The 17378-nt window shown below is 59.8% G+C and carries 13 protein-coding genes; 3 read left to right on the forward strand and 10 right to left on the reverse strand.

Translation table 11 applies throughout. The annotated features are described in order from the left end of the window. The first annotated feature begins 56 nt into the window (after positions 1 to 56). Positions 57 to 1073 (forward strand): porphobilinogen synthase, encoded by a 1017-nt coding sequence (gene hemB / locus BMY55_RS09385; protein WP_091430167.1) that lies wholly within the window; start codon positions 57 to 59, stop codon positions 1071 to 1073. Positions 1074 to 1253: 180 nt separating this feature from the next. After that, a complete protein-coding gene (locus BMY55_RS09390; protein ID WP_245744700.1) occupies positions 1254 to 1787 on the forward strand; it encodes a lipid-binding SYLF domain-containing protein in 534 nt (177 codons plus the stop codon). Positions 1788 to 1852: 65 nt separating this feature from the next. On the opposite strand, the gene BMY55_RS09395 is transcribed toward BMY55_RS09390, so the two are convergent. After that, a complete protein-coding gene (locus BMY55_RS09395) occupies positions 1853 to 2725 on the reverse strand; it encodes an NAD(P)-dependent oxidoreductase (protein ID WP_091430169.1) in 873 nt (290 codons plus the stop codon). A 111-nt stretch (positions 2726 to 2836) separates the two neighbouring features. Here BMY55_RS09395 and BMY55_RS09400 point away from each other — a divergent pair, with 111 nt between their 5' ends. Continuing rightward, positions 2837 to 5305, forward strand: a complete 2469-nt coding sequence (locus tag BMY55_RS09400) for a penicillin acylase family protein (RefSeq protein ID WP_091430171.1) — start codon at positions 2837 to 2839, stop codon at positions 5303 to 5305. A 47-nt stretch (positions 5306 to 5352) separates the two neighbouring features. On the opposite strand, the gene hflX is transcribed toward BMY55_RS09400, so the two are convergent. The 9 genes from hflX to dusB form a co-directional block, all read right to left on the reverse strand. Further along, positions 5353 to 6651, reverse strand: coding sequence for a GTPase HflX (hflX, locus tag BMY55_RS09405; protein WP_091430172.1), 1299 nt, complete (start codon positions 6649 to 6651; stop codon positions 5353 to 5355). A gap of 8 nt (positions 6652 to 6659) precedes the next feature. Next, complete coding sequence (gene hfq, locus BMY55_RS09410; protein WP_091430174.1) at positions 6660 to 6896, reverse strand: RNA chaperone Hfq; 237 nt, start codon at positions 6894 to 6896, stop codon at positions 6660 to 6662. 191 nt (positions 6897 to 7087) lie between these two features. Beyond that, entirely contained in the window at positions 7088 to 8635 is a 1548-nt protein-coding gene (locus tag BMY55_RS09415; RefSeq protein WP_091430175.1) for a TrkH family potassium uptake protein, read from the reverse strand. A gap of 27 nt (positions 8636 to 8662) precedes the next feature. Further along, a complete protein-coding gene (trkA, locus tag BMY55_RS09420; protein ID WP_091430177.1) occupies positions 8663 to 10039 on the reverse strand; it encodes a Trk system potassium transporter TrkA in 1377 nt (458 codons plus the stop codon). 108 nt (positions 10040 to 10147) lie between these two features. Beyond that, positions 10148 to 11581, reverse strand: a complete 1434-nt coding sequence (gene ntrX, locus BMY55_RS09425) for a nitrogen assimilation response regulator NtrX (protein WP_091430179.1) — start codon at positions 11579 to 11581, stop codon at positions 10148 to 10150. After that, positions 11578 to 13791 (reverse strand): sensor histidine kinase NtrY-like, encoded by a 2214-nt coding sequence (locus BMY55_RS09430; protein WP_091430181.1) that lies wholly within the window; start codon positions 13789 to 13791, stop codon positions 11578 to 11580. The genes ntrX and BMY55_RS09430 overlap by 4 nt, the downstream gene beginning before the upstream one ends. 139 nt (positions 13792 to 13930) lie before the next feature. Continuing rightward, the gene (locus BMY55_RS09435; RefSeq protein WP_091430183.1) at positions 13931 to 15304 is read right to left on the reverse strand and encodes a response regulator; all 1374 of its coding nucleotides are present in this window, start codon (positions 15302 to 15304) and stop codon (positions 13931 to 13933) included. Between the two features lie 2 nt (positions 15305 to 15306). Beyond that, positions 15307 to 16389: a two-component system sensor histidine kinase NtrB gene (locus tag BMY55_RS09440; RefSeq protein ID WP_091430185.1), complete on the reverse strand. Its 1083-nt coding sequence runs from the start codon at positions 16387 to 16389 to the stop codon at positions 15307 to 15309. Continuing rightward, the gene (gene dusB / locus BMY55_RS09445; RefSeq protein WP_091430186.1) at positions 16386 to 17366 is read right to left on the reverse strand and encodes a tRNA dihydrouridine synthase DusB; all 981 of its coding nucleotides are present in this window, start codon (positions 17364 to 17366) and stop codon (positions 16386 to 16388) included. Before dusB ends, BMY55_RS09440 begins: the two co-directional genes overlap by 4 nt. Between the last annotated feature and the right edge of the window lie 12 nt (positions 17367 to 17378).

Below are 17378 nucleotides of genomic sequence, written 5' to 3' on the forward strand. Positions count from 1 at the left end.
TTGAAGCCAAATCGGTCAGGTCCAGTTGTGCCCTGCCCGAGCCAGAGGAGACCAAGATGAGCCGCGCACCACATCCGACCACGGTCGCACCGTTTCCTATGACACGCCTGCGCCGGACCCGGTCCAGCGCCGCGTTGCGCAATCTGGTGCGGGAAAACACTTTGACGGTGGATGACCTGATCTGGCCTGTCTTCGTTGTGGACGGAGAGGATCACGAGGACGCCATCCCCTCGATGCCCGGCGTCACCCGCAAATCCGTCGACCGGCTTGTTGTCGCTGCGCGAGAGGCCGCCGATCTGGGCATTCCGGCGATTTGCATTTTTCCAAATACCGACCCGTCCCTGAAAACAGAGGCATGCGAGGAAGCGTGGAACCCCGACAACCTGTCCAACCGGGCCATTCGTGCGATCAAGGCCGCGGTGCCTGACCTTGCCGTGATGACCGACGTGGCACTGGACCCCTATAACATCAATGGTCACGACGGGATCGTCGTCGACGGCGAGATTGTCAACGATGAAACGGTCGAGGCACTGGTGAAAATGGCCTTGGCACAGGCCGAGGCGGGGGCGGATATTCTTGGCCCGTCCGACATGATGGACGGTCGCATCGGCGCGATACGTCACGCGCTGGAAGCCGCCGACCACCGCAACGTCACGATCATGAGCTACACCGCCAAATATGCGTCAGCCTTCTATGGTCCGTTTCGCGATGCAGTCGGCGCGTCCGGCGCGTTGAAAGGCGACAAAAAGACCTATCAGATGGACCCCGCCAATTCAGAGGAAGCCATGCGGCTGGTCGAACGCGATCTGGCCGAAGGCGCGGACATGATTATGGTCAAACCCGGCATGCCCTATCTGGATATCTGCCAGAGGGTGAAAGACACGTTCGGCGTGCCCACATTCGCCTATCAGGTGTCCGGCGAATACGCGATGCTGATGGCCGCAGCAGAAAATGGCTGGCTGGACGCGGACAAGGTGATGGTGGAAAGCCTGATGGCCTTCAAACGCGCAGGCTGCAACGGCATCCTGACCTATTTCGCACCTCGTATGGCGCGATTGCTCAAAGGCTTGTAATCCATCACACTTCATAGGCCGTTTTTCGCGCCTTTTGCGCTTAACGGGTGACAGCCGCGTCACTTGCCGCTATATTTTGTGGCAAGTGGGCTGAGAACCACAATCGAGCACATGTCGCGCCGATGGCGCATTCAACGAGGCGAAATTATGCAAAAGAACAGGCTTTCCCGCAGAGGATTCATGATAGCAGCAGGCGGCGCGAGCCTATCCCTGGCTGCCTGCGCCAACGGCATCGGGTCGCGCGACGGCGATCGTATCGACGCCCGCGTCGACAGCACGCTGGACTATCTTTACAACCGCTATCCGGGCACGCGGGAACTGGCATCGAAATCGACCGGCCAGCTGATCATGCCATTGGTTACTGAAGCTGGCTTTGGCCTGGGCGGGGCTTATGGTCGCGGCGCCTTGCGCATCAATGACGCCACTGTTGACTATTACCTGCTGACCCAAGCCAGTGCCGGCCTGCAAATCGGCGCGCAACAATATGCGCATGTGTTGTTTTTCATGACCGATCAGGCGTTACAGGATTTCCGTCGGGCCGCTGGCTGGGTGGCATCGGCAGACATCAAATACGCCTTCCAGACAGAAGGGGACCGTCTGACCGCAGACACGATCACCGCGTCGTCACCGGTGGTGGCAGTGGTGTTTGGTCAGGCAGGGTTGATCGCAGGTGCTTCGATCGAAGGCGCGAAATACACGCGGATCATTCCCTGACCCGGACGGATCAGAAACCAAAGAGGGCGGTATAAGACCGCCCTTTTTTATTACTTTACAGAACCTTACCCCGCGGTTTTCAACCGCTTAATCAAACTGGACGTGTCCCAGCGCCCGCCGCCCATTTTCTGCACGTCTTTATAGAATTGATCGACCAAAGCCGTGACCGGCAGCGACGCCCCGTTCTCATCGGCGGTGGACAGGCAAATTCCAAGATCCTTGCGCATCCAGTCCACAGCGAACCCATGTTCAAAATGATCATCCGCCATGGTCTTGTGCCGGTTGACCATCTGCCAACTGCCCGCCGCACCCCCTTGAATCACATCCACCACCTCGCGAATATCAAGGCCGGCCTTTTCGGCAAAATGCAGACCTTCGGACAGGCCTTGCACCAGCCCTGCAATGCAGATCTGATTGACCATCTTGGTCAACTGCCCCGCGCCGCTGTCGCCCAACCGTTTCACGGTGCGGCCATAGGCCTGCATGACTGGTTCTGCCGCGTCATAGGCCGCCTGATCCCCGCCGCACATGATCGACAGAACCCCGTTTTCGGCCCCTGCCTGCCCGCCGGATACCGGTGCATCGACGAACGACACGCCCTGATTGGCGGCGGTGGAAAAAAGCTCTCGCGTGACGGCGGCTGATACGGTTGTGTGATCGACGAAGATTGCGCCCTTATGCATCCCCGCCAATGCGCCCTCGGCGCCCAGGACGACGGCGCGCAAGTCGTCATCATTGCCGACGCAAGCCATGACAAAATCGGCACCCTTCGCCGCCTCGCGCGGGGTGGCCGCCCATTTGCCGCCGTGTTCCGTGGCCCAACGCTCTGCTTTCCCGGCCGTTCTGTTGAAAACGATCACCTCGTGCCCTTTTGCAACAAGATGTCCCGCCATGGGGTATCCCATCACGCCCAAGCCCAAAAATGCGCATTTCGCCATAACCGTTCCCTTCCGTTGAATTCCCGTGTGATGCACAGTAGTTACCGCGTGAGCAGGCAAGGTCAACGGCGACCGTGCAACGACATGTGCGAAACGGTGGATTAGGATTTAATGGGCAAAGTCGTTCTTTGGATGATCCGAATCGTGGCTGGCTTGATGGTTCTGGCCGGGCTGGTGATGACGCTGGTCTATTATCTGGCCGCACAATCGCTGCCCGACTATAATGTAACCCGGCAGACCGCAGGCATCACCGCCCCGGTCGAGATTGTGCGAAACAACGCCAATATACCCCATATTTTCGCTCAGAACGACGCTGACGTCTTTTTCGGATTGGGATACGTCCATGCCCAGGACCGGTTGTGGCAGATGATGATGATGCGGCGCACCGCACAAGGCCGATTGTCCGAGGTATTTGGCCGTCGCACCTTGCAGGCGGACGAGCTGATGCGTCGGCTTGACCTGTACACACTGGCCAAAGCAGCGGTCGAGGTGCAGGATGATGATACCAAGGCTGCGCTGAAGGCCTATAGCTCGGGCGTCAACGCCTATCTCAGCCGTGTGAATTCCGAGGCGCTGGGGCGCGGAGCACCCGAGTTTTTCCTGTTTCCGAACGATGTTTCACCGTGGCAACCGGCAGACAGCATCGCGATTCTGAAACTTCTGGGCGTGCAATTGGCCGGTCAACTGGAAGAAGAACTCTTGCGCGCGCGCGTGACGCTTGCCCTGCCAGAGGATCGCGTGAAAGACATCCTGCCCGACATTCCCGGCACCGGGGTCGCCGCCCTGCCCGACTACGCCGCCCTGCTTGACGTTCCAAAGACCCGGTTTGCCAATCTGACCAAGCGTCAGGACCTGCCGGACCTGTGGCCGGCTCCGCGTCGCGGGCAGGCTGGCGCGTCGAATGCCTGGGCCGCATCGGCAAAACGATCCGCCGCTGGCGGCACTCTTCTGGCCAACGACCCGCATCTGGGATTCACCGCGCCTTCAATCTGGTATCTCGCGCGGCTGGAATTATCCACAGGTGGTGTGATCGGTGGCACCATACCTGGTATGCCAGCGATGATGGTCGGGCGATCTGACAGTTTCGGTTGGGGCGTCACATCGTCTTACCTGGACGATCAGGATTTGCACGTCGAAAAACTGAACCCCGACAACCCCAACGAGGTGCAAACACCCGAGGGGTTCAAACCCCTGATAAAACGCGGCTCGATTGTGCAGATCAAGGACGAAGCCCCCGTTACTTTCGACCTGCAATGGTCCGAGAATGGTCCGATCCTGCCGGGGCATCTGTTTGATCTTGGGATCATCACACCGCCTGGCCACGCAATGTCGCTGAACTGGACACTTTTGACCAAGGAAGACCGCTCGATGAGCGCGGCAATTCGCCTGCTGCGCTCGAAAACGGTGATGGAGGGGATCGCGGCAGGCTCTGATTATGTCGCCCCCAGCCTGACCTTGACCATGGCGGATCAAGAGAATATCGCGATGAAGGTAATCGGCGCGATGCCCAAGCGCGACGCGCAGCACCAGACCCGCGGCCGCATTCCCAGCCCCGGTTGGGTGGTCGAAAACCGGTGGCAGGGCATTCTGAGTTACAGCGCCAATCCCGAATTCGTGCAACCCACAGGCGGAATCGTTGGCAATACCAACAACAAGCTCGTGGACCGCCCATTCCCCAATCACATGAGCTATGATTGGGGCGACAGCCAGCGTGTGCAGCGCTGGAGCCGTTTGATGCAGGCGCGCGAGGTGCACACGCGCGACAGTTTCATCGAAGCCCAGCTTGATTCGGTGTCCGTCACCGCACGCACGCTTTTGCCGCTGGTTGGGGCGGATCTGTGGTTTACCGGCGATGCGGCCCCCGATGGCACCCCCGAGCGCGCACGCCAACGCGCGTTGGAGCTTCTGGCCAATTGGAACGGCGAAATGAATGAGCATATGCCAGAGCCGCTGATCTATTCTGCATGGCTGCGCGCTTTGCAAACCCGTCTGATCCGGGACGAACTTGGCCCGTTGGCCGGAGAGTTCACCCAGATCGAACCGATATTCATCGAACGCGTCTATCGCGATGTCGAAGGGGCCGGCATCTGGTGCGACGTGATCCAGTCCGCGCCCAAGGAAACCTGCACCGACATTGCCCGTGTCGCATTGGATGACGCCCTGTTGTGGCTGGATGAAAATGCTGGTGGCAAACAGGAAAGTCTGCGCTGGGGCGATTTTCACGAGGTCACGCATAAGCACCCGGTTCTGGGGGACATACCCTTCCTGAGTTGGTTCGTGAACATTCGACAGTCAACTTCCGGGGGCGACAACACGCTGATGCGTGGACGCACCGCGGGCACTGGCAATAATCCCTATCGCAATGTGCATGGGGCCGGATATCGGGGCGTCTATGATTTTGCCGACCCCAACAGTTCGCTGTTCGTGATTTCGACTGGCCAATCGGGCCATCCGCTATCGCGGCACTATGACGATCTGGGCGAGCTGTGGCGGCGCGGGGAATACACTCCAATGTCGCTGGACCCAGCCTTGGCGCGAGCAGCGTCAGTCGGGGTCACACAGCTTGTGCCGAAGAACTAGCGCCGTCGTCGAACCAACAGTCAGGATATCCGGCGGGCTGGCAATGTTCAAAGCGCCGCATATTCCGCAGCCTGCCGTTCGGTCCAGGTCACGGTGATCGCCCAGCCCTCCTCACCCGGCTCTTCGGTCTCGACAATTCCCTTGTCAAACAGCCATGCCCTTTTGCGTCCGTCCGAGAAAGCCAGAACCACAGTCTCGGTCCTGCGAGGTGTATCAAGGGCGGTGTCGATGGCCAGCACCAGATTATCGAACCCCTCACCCGTCAGGGCCGAGATGGCCAGAATGCTGTCATTACGCTCGGCCTCGCGGCGGCGGGCGTCTTGTTCGTCGGCGTCCAGAAGATCGATCTTGTTCCAGATCTCAAGCTGGGGCGTGTCTTCGCTCACCCCAAGCTCCGTCATGATCAGATCGACATCATGGGCCTGTTCATCGGTGCTTTCATGGCTGATGTCGCGCACGTGCAAGATCAGATCGGCGGCCAGAACCTCTTCCAGCGTCGCACGGAACGCGGCCACAAGCTGTGTCGGCAGGTCCGAGATGAAACCCACCGTATCGGACAGGATCACCTTGCGTCCGCCCCCTTGCGCGGGCTGCTTGCCGATCGCGGGCAGTTCGATCTGGCGCATGGTGGGGTCAAGCGTGGCAAACAACATATCCTTCGCCAGAACCTTCGCCCCGGTCATCCGGTTGAACAGGGTGGATTTTCCGGCATTGGTATAACCGACAAGCGCGACAATCGGATACGGCACCTTGGCGCGGGCTGCGCGGTGCAATTCACGGGTCCTTACGACCTTTTCAAGCTGCTTGCGCAACCGATTCAATTGGTCATCAATGGCGCGACGGTCGGCCTCGATCTGGGTTTCACCGGGGCCGCCGACAAAACCCAGTCCGCCGCGTTGACGTTCAAGGTGGGTCCACGCCCGCACGAGCCGTGTGCGTTGATAGGTGAGCGCTGCCATTTCGACCTGCAACACCCCTTCGCGGGTGCGCGCGCGGTCGGAAAATATCTCAAGAATCAAACCGGTCCGGTCAAGGATCTTGACCTTCCATTCCTTCTCAAGATTACGTTGCTGCACCGGGCTGACCGGTCCGTCTATCAAAACCAGCTCAACCTCGGCGGCGTGCAGCTTTGCCCCAAGTTCCTGCAACTTTCCCTTACCAAACAGCTTGCCGGGATGCGGCGTGGGCAGGCGCACAACCTCTGCGCCGACCACTTCCAGATCGGGCAGGGCCATCGCAAGCGACACGGCTTCCTCAAGCGCTGGGGCCGCGTCTCGGCGGTTACGGTCGGATGTCAGTTCGGGGTGGAAAACCCAGGCCCGCGTGGGCTGTTCTTCCCGGTCAATGAGGTCGCTCAGCTGTCTTCGCCATCATAAAGGTTTATTGGTTGGCCCGGCATGATGGTTGATATCGCGTGCTTATAGACCAACTGCGACTGTCCATCTCGGCGCAGAAGGACGCAGAAATTGTCAAACCACGAGATCACGCCCTGAAGTTTCACGCCGTTGATCAGGAAGATTGTCACCGGAACTTTCGATTTTCGAACATGGTTCAGAAACGCGTCCTGTAGGTTCTGTTTGTCGGCAGCCATCGCTTTTTTCCTTTTTTCTCTCGTGCTGCCGGACCCCGGCAGAATATCTCCTTGCCGCCACTATGGCGTGAGGGCTTGACCTTTTCCACCCCCTTTTTGCACCTTGGGATCAAGGAATTGACCAGAATAGCGTCGGGACGAGCCGCAGCGCAGCACCTCGCCCATCACGTGCAAACACTGAGCGCGACGCGTCAGCGCCGCCAGACTTCGGGGCTGAGCAGCGCGATGATGGCCAGCATTTCCAGACGGCCAAGGATCATTGCCCCGGCCAGAACGGCCTTGGCCGGGTCTGACAGGGTGCTATAGGAAATCGGCTCGGCCGCTGCGACCTGCGCAATCGGCCCGGTCGTGGTCAGTGCAGCAATGGTCAGCGTCATGGCGCTTTCGAAATCCTGTCCCAGCAGCGAAAACAGCCCCATCACCAGCGCCACGGACATCGACATCAGCATGAAAAAGACCCATGCCATGTAAGCCCCGCGACCGCGGATGTGACGTGCCTCGGTGCCTGATCCGCCGACCGAAGATGGATGGACGAGTTTTTCCATTTCACGTAACCCGTGCAGATACAGCGCATAGACGCGCATCAACTTTGCCCCACCCGCCGTTGTGGCGACCCCGCCACCGATCAGTGCCAAACCCATCAGGATCAGCCCTGGCGTCTGAAGACCCGACCAATCCCGGCTGACAGACCAGGCGGCGCTGTCGAATCCGGTCGTGGTCAGGAAGGACAGCACCGTAAAGAAGCTGCCCCAAAGAGACGTCAGACCAGCAATCCAGTTCTGCTCTTCATCCACTTCATAAGCCCCTACCCAGTGACGCAGGAACAAAAACAATGGCAGCACGACCACGATCACCAGTGCCAAGCGGATTTCGGGGTCGTCCGACAACCGCCGTCGCCGTTCGCTGCCCTGCATGTCCGACGCAAAGGTCACGCGCGAGATGGCGAAAATGAAGAAGAACGCCATCACAATCTCACCGGCATAGCCCGAATTGGCGCCCGACGGACCACCGACCGGAGAGATACCGCTGGTCGCAATGGTCGACATCGCGTGGCTCAATGCGACAAAGGCCGTATCACCGGCAATGATCAGACCCAGCCATAATGCCGCGGTAAGGCCAACATAGACTGGCAGAAGGCGCACACCATAGGTTCGGATACGTTCAGAAAAGTCGGCCACGCGCGTGATCTGGCTGACACCCGCGCCAAACCGGGTGTCGCCTGACGCGGCTGCTCCGCGCTTGCCGAACCTGGCCCGCACCTCGAACCCGCCCAGCGACATCGGGGCCAGAATGGCGATCGCACCGACCCAAATGAACAGCCCGCCCATCCAGCCCACCAAGGCGCGCCAAAGGTGCACCGACCTGGCAATGCGATCCGCATCTTCAAACAGGGTTGCGCCCGTGGTGGTCAGGGCCGATACCATCTCGACATAGGAATTCAGAAAGGTGGTCGTGCGCACAGCCTGATGAAAGGGCACCGCCAGCATCACCGGCAACAGAACGAACAGCCCCAGCAGGGCCAACAGATGACGTCGATGTCGGGTCGAGCGGTCTCGATCAGCCATCGCTATCGCCAGAAACGAGGTCAGAAATCCGAACAGCAGCGCGCCATAGAGAAAGACCCGCGCCTCGTAAAACTCGCCAATCATCCAGCCGAAGCCCGCGGGCATCAACATCGCAAGCGCGCTGATCCCCATCAGGATCACAAGCAGCGGCAGTTTGACGATCGTGGCAAGCATGGCTTTGGCCTTGTCCGGGCGGCGGGATCAGAAGAAATCGATGGTCACTTGCAGCAAGCGTTCGACCTCGGGCACGTCTGCCGCCATCGAGAACAAGGCGATCACGTCCCCTTCGTCGATCCGCGTCTTGGCGGTTGGCTTCACAACCTTGTCCCCCTTCAGGATCGCACCGACAAGAACGCCCTCGGGGAAATCAATGTCGCGCACCGCTTTGCCCGCGATGGGCGATGTCGAAAGCACCTGTGCCTCGATCACTTCCGCTTCGGCATCGCCCAGCGAATAGACCTCGCGCACTTTACCGCGACGGATATGGCGCAGGATCGAGCTGACGGTCTGGGTGCGCGGGTTGATATAGGCGTCGATCTTCAACGGTTCCATCAGGTTGACCAGCGACGGGTCATTGATCAGGCAGATCGACATCGCACATCCCGCTGTCTTCGCCCTGACAGCGGCCAACAGATTCACCTTGTCGTCATCCGTCACCGACAGGATCGCGTCCGCGCGGGGCACACCGGCTTCGTTCATTAGTTCGATGTTCATTGCATCGCCATGCAACACCACCGTGCGTTCCAACGCATCGGCGGCACGCTCGGCGACGGCGCGGTTCAACTCGACAACCTTGGCGCGGATCCGGTCAGTCCGGTTTTCCAGCTCCCGCGCCACGGCCAAACCCACATTGCCGCCGCCAAGGATCACGACACGCTCTTGACGCTTCACCGACTTGCCGAACACTTCAAGGGTGCGGTTTACATCCTCGGTGCGGGTAAACACATAAATCTGATCGCCGCCGAACAACTGGTCCCCTGCCTCGGGCGCAAACAGGGATCCGTCGCGTCGAATGCCGACCACCACCGCGCTGAGTGTCGAGAACAGATCGGTCAACTGACGCAGCGGCGTGTTGACCACCGGACAGTCATCGGCGATCTGAATGCCCAACAGTTGAACGCGCGCGTCCATGAAGCTTTCGATATCAAAGGCCGATGGCGCTTGCAGCCGTTTCAACACCGCCTGCGCAACCTCGCGTTCCGGGCTGATCACGACATCAATGGGCAGATGGTCGCGCCGATACATGTCGGCGTAAATTGCATCCAGATAGCTTTGGGCGCGCAACCGCGCGATCTTGCGCGGAATGGCAAACACCGAATGGGCAATCTGGCAGGTGACCATATTCACCTCGTCCGAATGGGTCGCGGCAATGATCATATCAGCATCCCTGGCCCCGGCGCGGTCCAACACATCGGGATAAGAGGCATGGCCCGCCACGCCTTGCACATCCAGCGTATCCGTCGCCCGCGCAACAAGTCCGGCGTTGTTGTCCACCACCGTCACGTCATTCTTCTCGCTGGACAGGTGACGCGCAATTTGCCAGCCCACCTGACCGGCACCGCAAATGATGACCTTCATCCGGTTCTCCCTGATGTCACATCAAAAAATCCATGGCAGATGGTCCGATCAGGGTCAATGCCCGCAGACCAAAACCGCCCACCACCGGACACGGCAAGCCCAAGATGATCAGGCGTCGGCCTCGACTTCTGTTTCTTCGTTTTCATCCGCCACATAGGCAACACGTGCCCCTGCCTTCGACCCGGTGACAACCCCCAGAGATTTCAGTTTGCGATGCAAGGCCGACCGTTCCATACCAACGAAATTCGCCGTGCGAGAGATATTGCCGCCAAACCGGTTGATCTGCGTCAGAAGATATTCCCGCTCGAACGCCTCGCGGGCTTCGCGCAGTGGCATCATCGCCAGCGCACCTGACACCACGATCCCCTGATCGCCGCTATCATCTCCACCGCTGTCCTGCCCCGGCAGGTCAGCGGCTTGAATTGGCCCGGTGCCTTCGCCCAGAATAAGCACCCGTTCGATCATGTTCTTCAACTGTCGCACATTTCCGGGCCATTGCATGGTTTGAAGCATCGCTTCCGCATCATCGGCCAGGTCGCGCAACGGCAGACCCTGATCGCGGTTGAACGCTTTCAGGAAAAAGCGCGCAAGCTCAGGAATATCCTCGCGGCGTTCGCCAAGGGGCGGCACGGCAATCGGCACCACGTTCAGCCGGTGATACAACTCCTCACGGAAGCGACCACCGTCGATTTCAGCCTGCAAATCGCGATTTGTCGACGAAATGACACGCAGATCGACCGAGACCTTGTCGTTGCCACCCACACGCTGAAACCGCTGATCGACCAGAACGCGCAGGATCTTGGATTGCGTGCCCGGCGGCATGTCAGCCACCTCGTCGAAATACAGCACGCCGCCATTGGCCTCTTCCAACAGTCCCGGTTCGATCCCGCGTTCGGCGCTTTCGCGGCCAAACAGCACCTCTTCCATCCGATCCGCTTCGATCGAGGCGGAGTTGACCACCACGAAGGGTGCCGACGCCCGGTCGGAATTGGCGTGCACATAGCGCGCAGCCATTTCTTTCCCCGCGCCCGCGGCACCGGACAGCAGCACACGACCGTTCGACTTAGTTACCTTATCCAGATGGGATTTCAGCGACTTGAATGCCGCACTTGATCCGATCATCTCGGTTGGGTGGGTGTCACGGCGTTTCAGTTCGGTGTTTTCGCGGCGCAGGCGGCTGGTTTCCATCGCACGCCCGATCACCACCATCAACTGGTCGATGTTGAACGGCTTTTCGATGAAGTCGTATGCCCCTTGCTTGATCGCGGCGACGGCAATTTCGATATTGCCATGACCCGAGATGATCACCACCGGGACTTCGGGATGTTCGCGTTTCACCATTTTCAGGATATCGATCCCGTCCATCGCTGAATCTTTCAGCCAGATGTCCAGAATCATCAGCGACGGCAGTTCCGCTTTCACCGCCGCCACCGCTTCGTCAGACGTTCCCGCCAATCGGGTCGTGAAGCCTTCGTCTTCCAGAATATCCGAGATCAGTTCCCGGATATCCCGTTCATCATCGACAATCAGAATATCGCTCATGTTGCCCCCGCTTTCTGCTGCTCGGTCCGCCCGTCATCCATGGGCAGAAAAATTCGTGCAAGTGCGCCTGCATGGCCGCCATTGCCTTGAAAGGCGGGCGCGTCTTCAAGGGTCAGACGCCCGCCATGCTCTTCGATAATCTTCTTCACTATCGGAAGCCCCAGTCCGGTTCCTTTTTCCCGTGTCGTGACGTAGGGTTCAAACAGCCTTGACCGGTCTTCCGGCAATCCAATTCCGTTGTCGGCGATTGTGATCTCGATCCCGCCCGCAACGCGCTGCATATCCACCCGAATCTCTGGTGAATGATTCAGTGGCGTTCCCTTTTCCTCTAATGTTTCAATCGCTTCACCGGCGTTCTTTATCAAGTTCGTCAAGGCTTGCCCGATCATGGTGGGGTCAATCTCGACATTGATCGGCCCATCCAGCAATTCGGCACGAATGGTCACACCCTCCTGACCCGCCTGCTGAAGCAGCACCGCGTCGCGCACCAAGGTCACGATATCGGTCGCGCGCCGTTCAGGTTCGGGCATACGCGCGAATTTCGAGAATTCATCGACAATGCGACGCAAGTCATTGGTCTGGCGCACAATAACATCGGTATATTGCTCCAGCGCCTCCACGTCGATACCGTCCACTTTGCTGAATTTACGCTTGATGCGTTCAGCGGACAGTTGGATTGGGGTCAACGGGTTCTTGATTTCGTGGGCGATGCGACGGGCGACGTCGCCCCATGCCGCCATGCGCTGGGCAGATACGAGGTCGGTGACATCGTCGAACGCCACCACATAGCCCTCCAACCCGCCCTCATCCGACCGGCGTGTCGCGATGCGCACCAACAGGTTTTCCTGCTTCCCGCCACGCGTAAGACGCAGTTCTGTCTGGGCGGTTTCACGATTGCCGCTTGCCACATCGTCCAGAAGGGATTGGAATTCGGGCACCACCAGCGCCAGTTCCCGTTCGACGCCGGTTTCATCGCGCACGTCCAGCAGATCTTCTGCGGCACGGTTGACGAAAGTCACTTGCCCTTCGGCATTCAGGCCGATCACACCGCCGGTCACGGACCCAAGCACGCTGTCGAACAACCGCCGGCGGCGTTCGATCTGTTCGGTGTTTTCCAGAAGTCGGGCGCGCTGGCCTTTCAACTGGGTGGTCATCTGGTTGAAATACCGGCCCAACATGGCGATCTCATCATCGCCATCTTCCTCGATGACGCGCACGTCCAGATCGCCTGCCCCAACCCGCTGCGCGGCCCCAGCAAGCCGCCCGACCGGGCGGGCCAGACGTTCGGCAAAAGACATGCCCATCCAGATGGCCGCAAGGATCAGGATCACCGCAAAACCCAGATAGATCAGACCAAACTGGAACAGCCGCTGGCCGCGCTGGCTTTCCAACTGGTTATAGACGCGGGCCGCTTCCTGCGTTTCGTCGACAAGGTCCAGGATCTCGCCGTTCACATCGCGGGTCAGTTGGATCAGGTGGTCCGAGAAATTGTCCAGCTTGATCAGAACCCGGAACTCGTTGTTCTGCCAATCCTCGATGACCACGGTTTCGCCCGCAAGCGCCCGGTCCAGATCGGCCTGGCTGGGTTGTTCATAATCGAACAGATACGATCCGCCACCCCGCACGCGGATAACACCGTGTGAATCGATCACATAGGCTTCACGCAGCCCACGCTGGATCCGAGCCTGACCCTGTGTCAGCAACGACCCAAGTTCAGCATCCGTCAACAGCAGTTGCGATTGGCGCTGGCGTTCAAGAAACACCGCGATGGCTTCACCATCCTGCACCAGCCCATCACGGCTTTCCTGCTTATAGGCCTGCGCGGCGGAAAGGGAATTGCCGACCACAGTGCGCACCCGGTCGGAAAACCAGCCCTCAAGCCCCATATTCAGGGTTAACATCGCAAAGATTGCCACAAGGATGGTGGGACTGAGCGCGATGACCGCAAATACCACAGTCAATCGCAAATGCAGCCGTGACCCCGCGCTTTCCTGACGGCGCGCCACGATCATTCGGCCAAGCCCTGCCAGAACAAGCCCCGCCACCATGATTACATAGATCACATCAGCCAGCAGGATCAGTCGTAACGTGTTGCTATCAGCGCGTTGGGCAAAAGGTCCAAGCGTCAAGAATGTCACAATGGCCAGAACCGGGCCAAGGACAACCATTCCAAAGGCACCAACCGATCTGAACCTGCGCCACCGGCGCATGGACAGATATTGGTCCAGCCTCGACTTCCGCACCGCGCGTCGCGCCACTGTGCTCGCCCCTACTCGTCATGGCCGCGTTTCCGCAGCGACCGCCTGAGTGGCCCGGGTCTTTGCCCAATTGCCACGCTCTGTTGCCCTTTTACATCAACTTACGGCGGCGTGTCACCTCGATTTCGAGCTCGGTGATCTTTTTACGCAAGGTATTGCGGTTGATTCCCAGCAAATCGGCACATTTAGCTTGGTTGCCGCCGGTCGCGTCCAGTGCGATTTCGATCAACGGAAGCTCCACTTCGCGCAAAATCCGCTGATAAAGCCCGGTTGGCGGCAGTGTTCCGCCGTGCAAATCGAAATAACGTTGCAAATGCCGGGCGACCGAATCTGACAGACGTTCATCGCTGATATCCGCTGTCACGAACGATGCAGAGGCCGCTCTGCCCAAAGCCAGTTCAACTTCCGCCTTGGTGATTTCTTCCTCGGCGCTGGTCACGACAAGCCGATTGACCAGATTTTCCAGTTCACGCACATTTCCCGGCCACGGGAACGCCCGAAGGGTCTGCGCTGCGTCAGAGGAAAACCGCCGTTCGGGCAGACCATCGCGCGCGGCACGGGCCAGGAAATGTTCGGACAGGGCGGGGATATCCTCAAGCCGTTCGCGCAGGCTGGGCACCGGGATCACGACACCGGCCAGGCGGTAATACAGATCTTCGCGAAAAGCGCCCTGCGCCGCCGCCTTTGCCAGATCCCCTTGCGATATCGCCAGAACACGCGGACCGTTCGGCCCCATACCGTCCAGCAGACGCGACAGGCGCGCTTGCGCATCCGCATCCAGATCGCCGACGCCATCAAATAAAATCGTGCCCCCACGCGCGCGCCGGACCACATCGCTGACCCCGTCCGACGGGGCAAGATCATCTGGCGTCGCGATGATGAAAGGCCCTTCGCGCCGCTCGGAGAAGTCATGCAGGGCCTGTGCGATCAGCGACTTTCCCGTGCCGCTTTCGCCGGTGATCAGCACCGGCAGGTCAACATTCAGAACCCGCGCAACAAGGCGATACAGCTCTTGCATTGCAGGGGTGTGCCCAACCAATGGCAAATCCGTCGCGGTGTTGGCGTGCGGGGCCGCTTCGGCATCACTGGGCGTTCGCACTCGCTTGCGTTCCAACGCCTGCGCCGTGCGCTTCATCAGGTCTGGCAGATCAAACGGTTTCGGCAGATAGTCGAACGCCTCCGCCTCGGCGGCCTGAATAGCGGTCATGATGGTGTTTTGGGCTGAAATGACGATCACCGGCAGGTTGGGCCGCAATTTCGCGATCCGCGGCAGCGCCTCCAACCCGTTTCCATCCGGCATGACAACGTCCGAGATCACGGCATCCCCGCGCCCGTCTTCGACCCAGCGCATCAGCGTTGCCATCGACCCGGTGGCGTGCACCCGGCACCCCGCGCGGGTCAGCGCCTGCGTCAAAACGGTGCGGATCGTGCGATCGTCATCGGCGACAAGAACGGTTCCGTCCATGGTCAGCCTCCTTTCCGATTGGGGGCCGGGGCGACCGGCAGGGATATGCGAAATGCGGTGCGTCCGGGACGGCTGTCGACCGAGATCAGCGCGCCGTGATCCGTCAGGATCTTGGACACCAGCGCCAGACCCAGCCCGGTTCCGTTTTCGTGTCCCGAAACAAACGGGTCAAATACATGATCGGCGATGTCGGCGGGCAGGCCCGGACCGTTGTCGATCACCTCGACCTGCAAGGGCAAACTCGCTTGGCCACCTTCAGGCAAGTGCAGACGCAGCCCCGCCTCGTAATAGGTGTGTATTTCTATTTTCCCTTCGCCTTTGCAGGCTTGTGCGGCGTTCTTCAGCAAATTCAGAAAGACCTGTTGTATCTGATCGCCATCAACCCAGACATCCGGCAAAGATGGATCATAAGCCTCGGAGATTACCATGCCGGGTGCAAATCCGATCTGCGCCGTTGCCCGCGCACGATCCAGAATATCGTGAATATTCACTGGAGCGCAGGCGGGTGGGCGCAGATCGCCAAACTGCTCCACCTGATCCAGCAGCGCCACAACACGGCGGCTTTCTGCGACGATCAGGTCGGTCAGTTCCCGATCTTCCGAGGACAGTGACATCGACAAAAGCTGCGCGGCCCCGGTGATCCCGGCCAGCGGGTTCTTGATTTCATGGGCCAGCATTTCGGCCATGCCGATGGCTTGCCGCGCCGCCACCTGCGAGCCTTGCACCCAGCCCAGATGCTCGGCCCCATTGCGCGGCTGAAGCAGGATCAGGACGTGGTTCTTATCGCCCCCCGGCGTGGTCAGCGGCGAAAACTGAACATTGATTTCGCGCAGATCGCCGCCCGGCAGGGTCAGCTTGGCGCTGTCCACATAAAGCGGGCCGCCGGTGCTGCGCACCCGCGCAAGGGCGTCGTCAATATCGACGGATAGTTCAATTTTTACACCCAACCGAGCACCGATCAGGCTGCGTTCCGAAATGTTCAGAAACATCTCGCCTGTGCCGTTCAACCGTTGAACGCGTCCGTCTTCACCAAGTTCGATCGCGGGCACCGGCAATGCCGACCAGAGATGACCGTCGCCACTCATGCCGCGCGCCGTTCGGTCAGCATGGCGTCAGGCAGCATGGACAACACATCAGCGGTGTCGCGGTTTGACAGGATGCGACGGCGCAACCCGGCATCAGTTTCGACCATATCCATATACCAGCCCAAATGCTTTCGAATGACCCGTGCGCCCAGATCAGCACCGTAGAAATCAAGACTGGCCCGGTAATGCTCCGTCACCATATTCGCCAAAGCCATGCCCTGCGGGATCGTCGGGGCGGCTGTGCCCCAGATGTCATGCGCCACCTGTGCCAAAAGCCATGGTTGCCCGCCGCTACCCCGACCGATCATCACACCATCGGCACCGCTTGCCGCCAAAGCCTGCCGCGCGGTCGCCGTGTCCACGATGTCGCCATTGGCAATCACCGGGATCGACACGGCCTCTTTCACGGGGCGGATCGCGGCCCAATTGGCGCAGCCCTTGTAGAACTGGCAACGGGTGCGACCATGGATCGTGATCATTTGAATGCCCGCCGACTCGGCCATCTGCGCCAACGTCGCGGCATTGAGGCTGTCCTCATCCCAACCAAGGCGGGTCTTCAGCGTGACGGGCACCGAAACCGCGACCACGATCGCCTTGATCAACTGCAACGCATGATCCAGATCGCGCATCAGGGCCGAACCGGACATGCCACCGACCACTTTGCGGGCGGGGCATCCCATGTTTATGTCGATGATCTTTGCGCCATTCTGTTCGACCATACGCGCAGCCTCACCGGCCCAATAAACATCCCGCGCGGCCAACTGCACCGCTGTATCGGCGTATCCAAACCCCAGCTCGGCCCGTTCGCGCACCCCCGGCTTGGCCTGCACCATTTCCTGACTAGCGACCATTTCCGACACCACAAGCCCCGCGCCGAAGCTGGCGACAAGGTTGCGAAACGGCAGATCCGTGATGCCGGCCATGGGGGCCAGCAAAACCGGAGGGTCGAGGGTGAGATCCTTGACGCGGACTGACATGCCTAATCCTTG

This window comes from Aliiroseovarius sediminilitoris (assembly GCF_900109955.1).
Taxonomy (GTDB): Bacteria; Pseudomonadota; Alphaproteobacteria; order Rhodobacterales; family Rhodobacteraceae; genus Aliiroseovarius; species Aliiroseovarius sediminilitoris.

What these genes read in the sequence shown, in the direction of transcription:
- hemB (WP_091430167.1), top strand. Translation starts at nt 57, where the DNA reads ATGAGCCGCGCACCACATCCGACCACGGTCGCACCGTTTCCTATGACA.
- BMY55_RS09390 (WP_245744700.1), top strand. Translation starts at nt 1,254, where the DNA reads ATGATAGCAGCAGGCGGCGCGAGCCTATCCCTGGCTGCCTGCGCCAAC.
- BMY55_RS09395 (WP_091430169.1), bottom strand. Translation starts at nt 2,725, where the DNA reads ATGGCGAAATGCGCATTTTTGGGCTTGGGCGTGATGGGATACCCCATG.
- BMY55_RS09400 (WP_091430171.1), top strand. Translation starts at nt 2,837, where the DNA reads ATGGGCAAAGTCGTTCTTTGGATGATCCGAATCGTGGCTGGCTTGATG.
- hfq (WP_091430174.1), bottom strand. Translation starts at nt 6,896, where the DNA reads ATGGCTGCCGACAAACAGAACCTACAGGACGCGTTTCTGAACCATGTT.
- BMY55_RS09415 (WP_091430175.1), bottom strand. Translation starts at nt 8,635, where the DNA reads ATGCTTGCCACGATCGTCAAACTGCCGCTGCTTGTGATCCTGATGGGG.
- trkA (WP_091430177.1), bottom strand. Translation starts at nt 10,039, where the DNA reads ATGAAGGTCATCATTTGCGGTGCCGGTCAGGTGGGCTGGCAAATTGCG.
- ntrX (WP_091430179.1), bottom strand. Translation starts at nt 11,581, where the DNA reads ATGAGCGATATTCTGATTGTCGATGATGAACGGGATATCCGGGAACTG.
- BMY55_RS09430 (WP_091430181.1), bottom strand. Translation starts at nt 13,791, where the DNA reads ATGCGCCGGTGGCGCAGGTTCAGATCGGTTGGTGCCTTTGGAATGGTT.
- BMY55_RS09435 (WP_091430183.1), bottom strand. Translation starts at nt 15,304, where the DNA reads ATGGACGGAACCGTTCTTGTCGCCGATGACGATCGCACGATCCGCACC.
- BMY55_RS09440 (WP_091430185.1), bottom strand. Translation starts at nt 16,389, where the DNA reads ATGAGTGGCGACGGTCATCTCTGGTCGGCATTGCCGGTGCCCGCGATC.
- dusB (WP_091430186.1), bottom strand. Translation starts at nt 17,366, where the DNA reads ATGTCAGTCCGCGTCAAGGATCTCACCCTCGACCCTCCGGTTTTGCTG.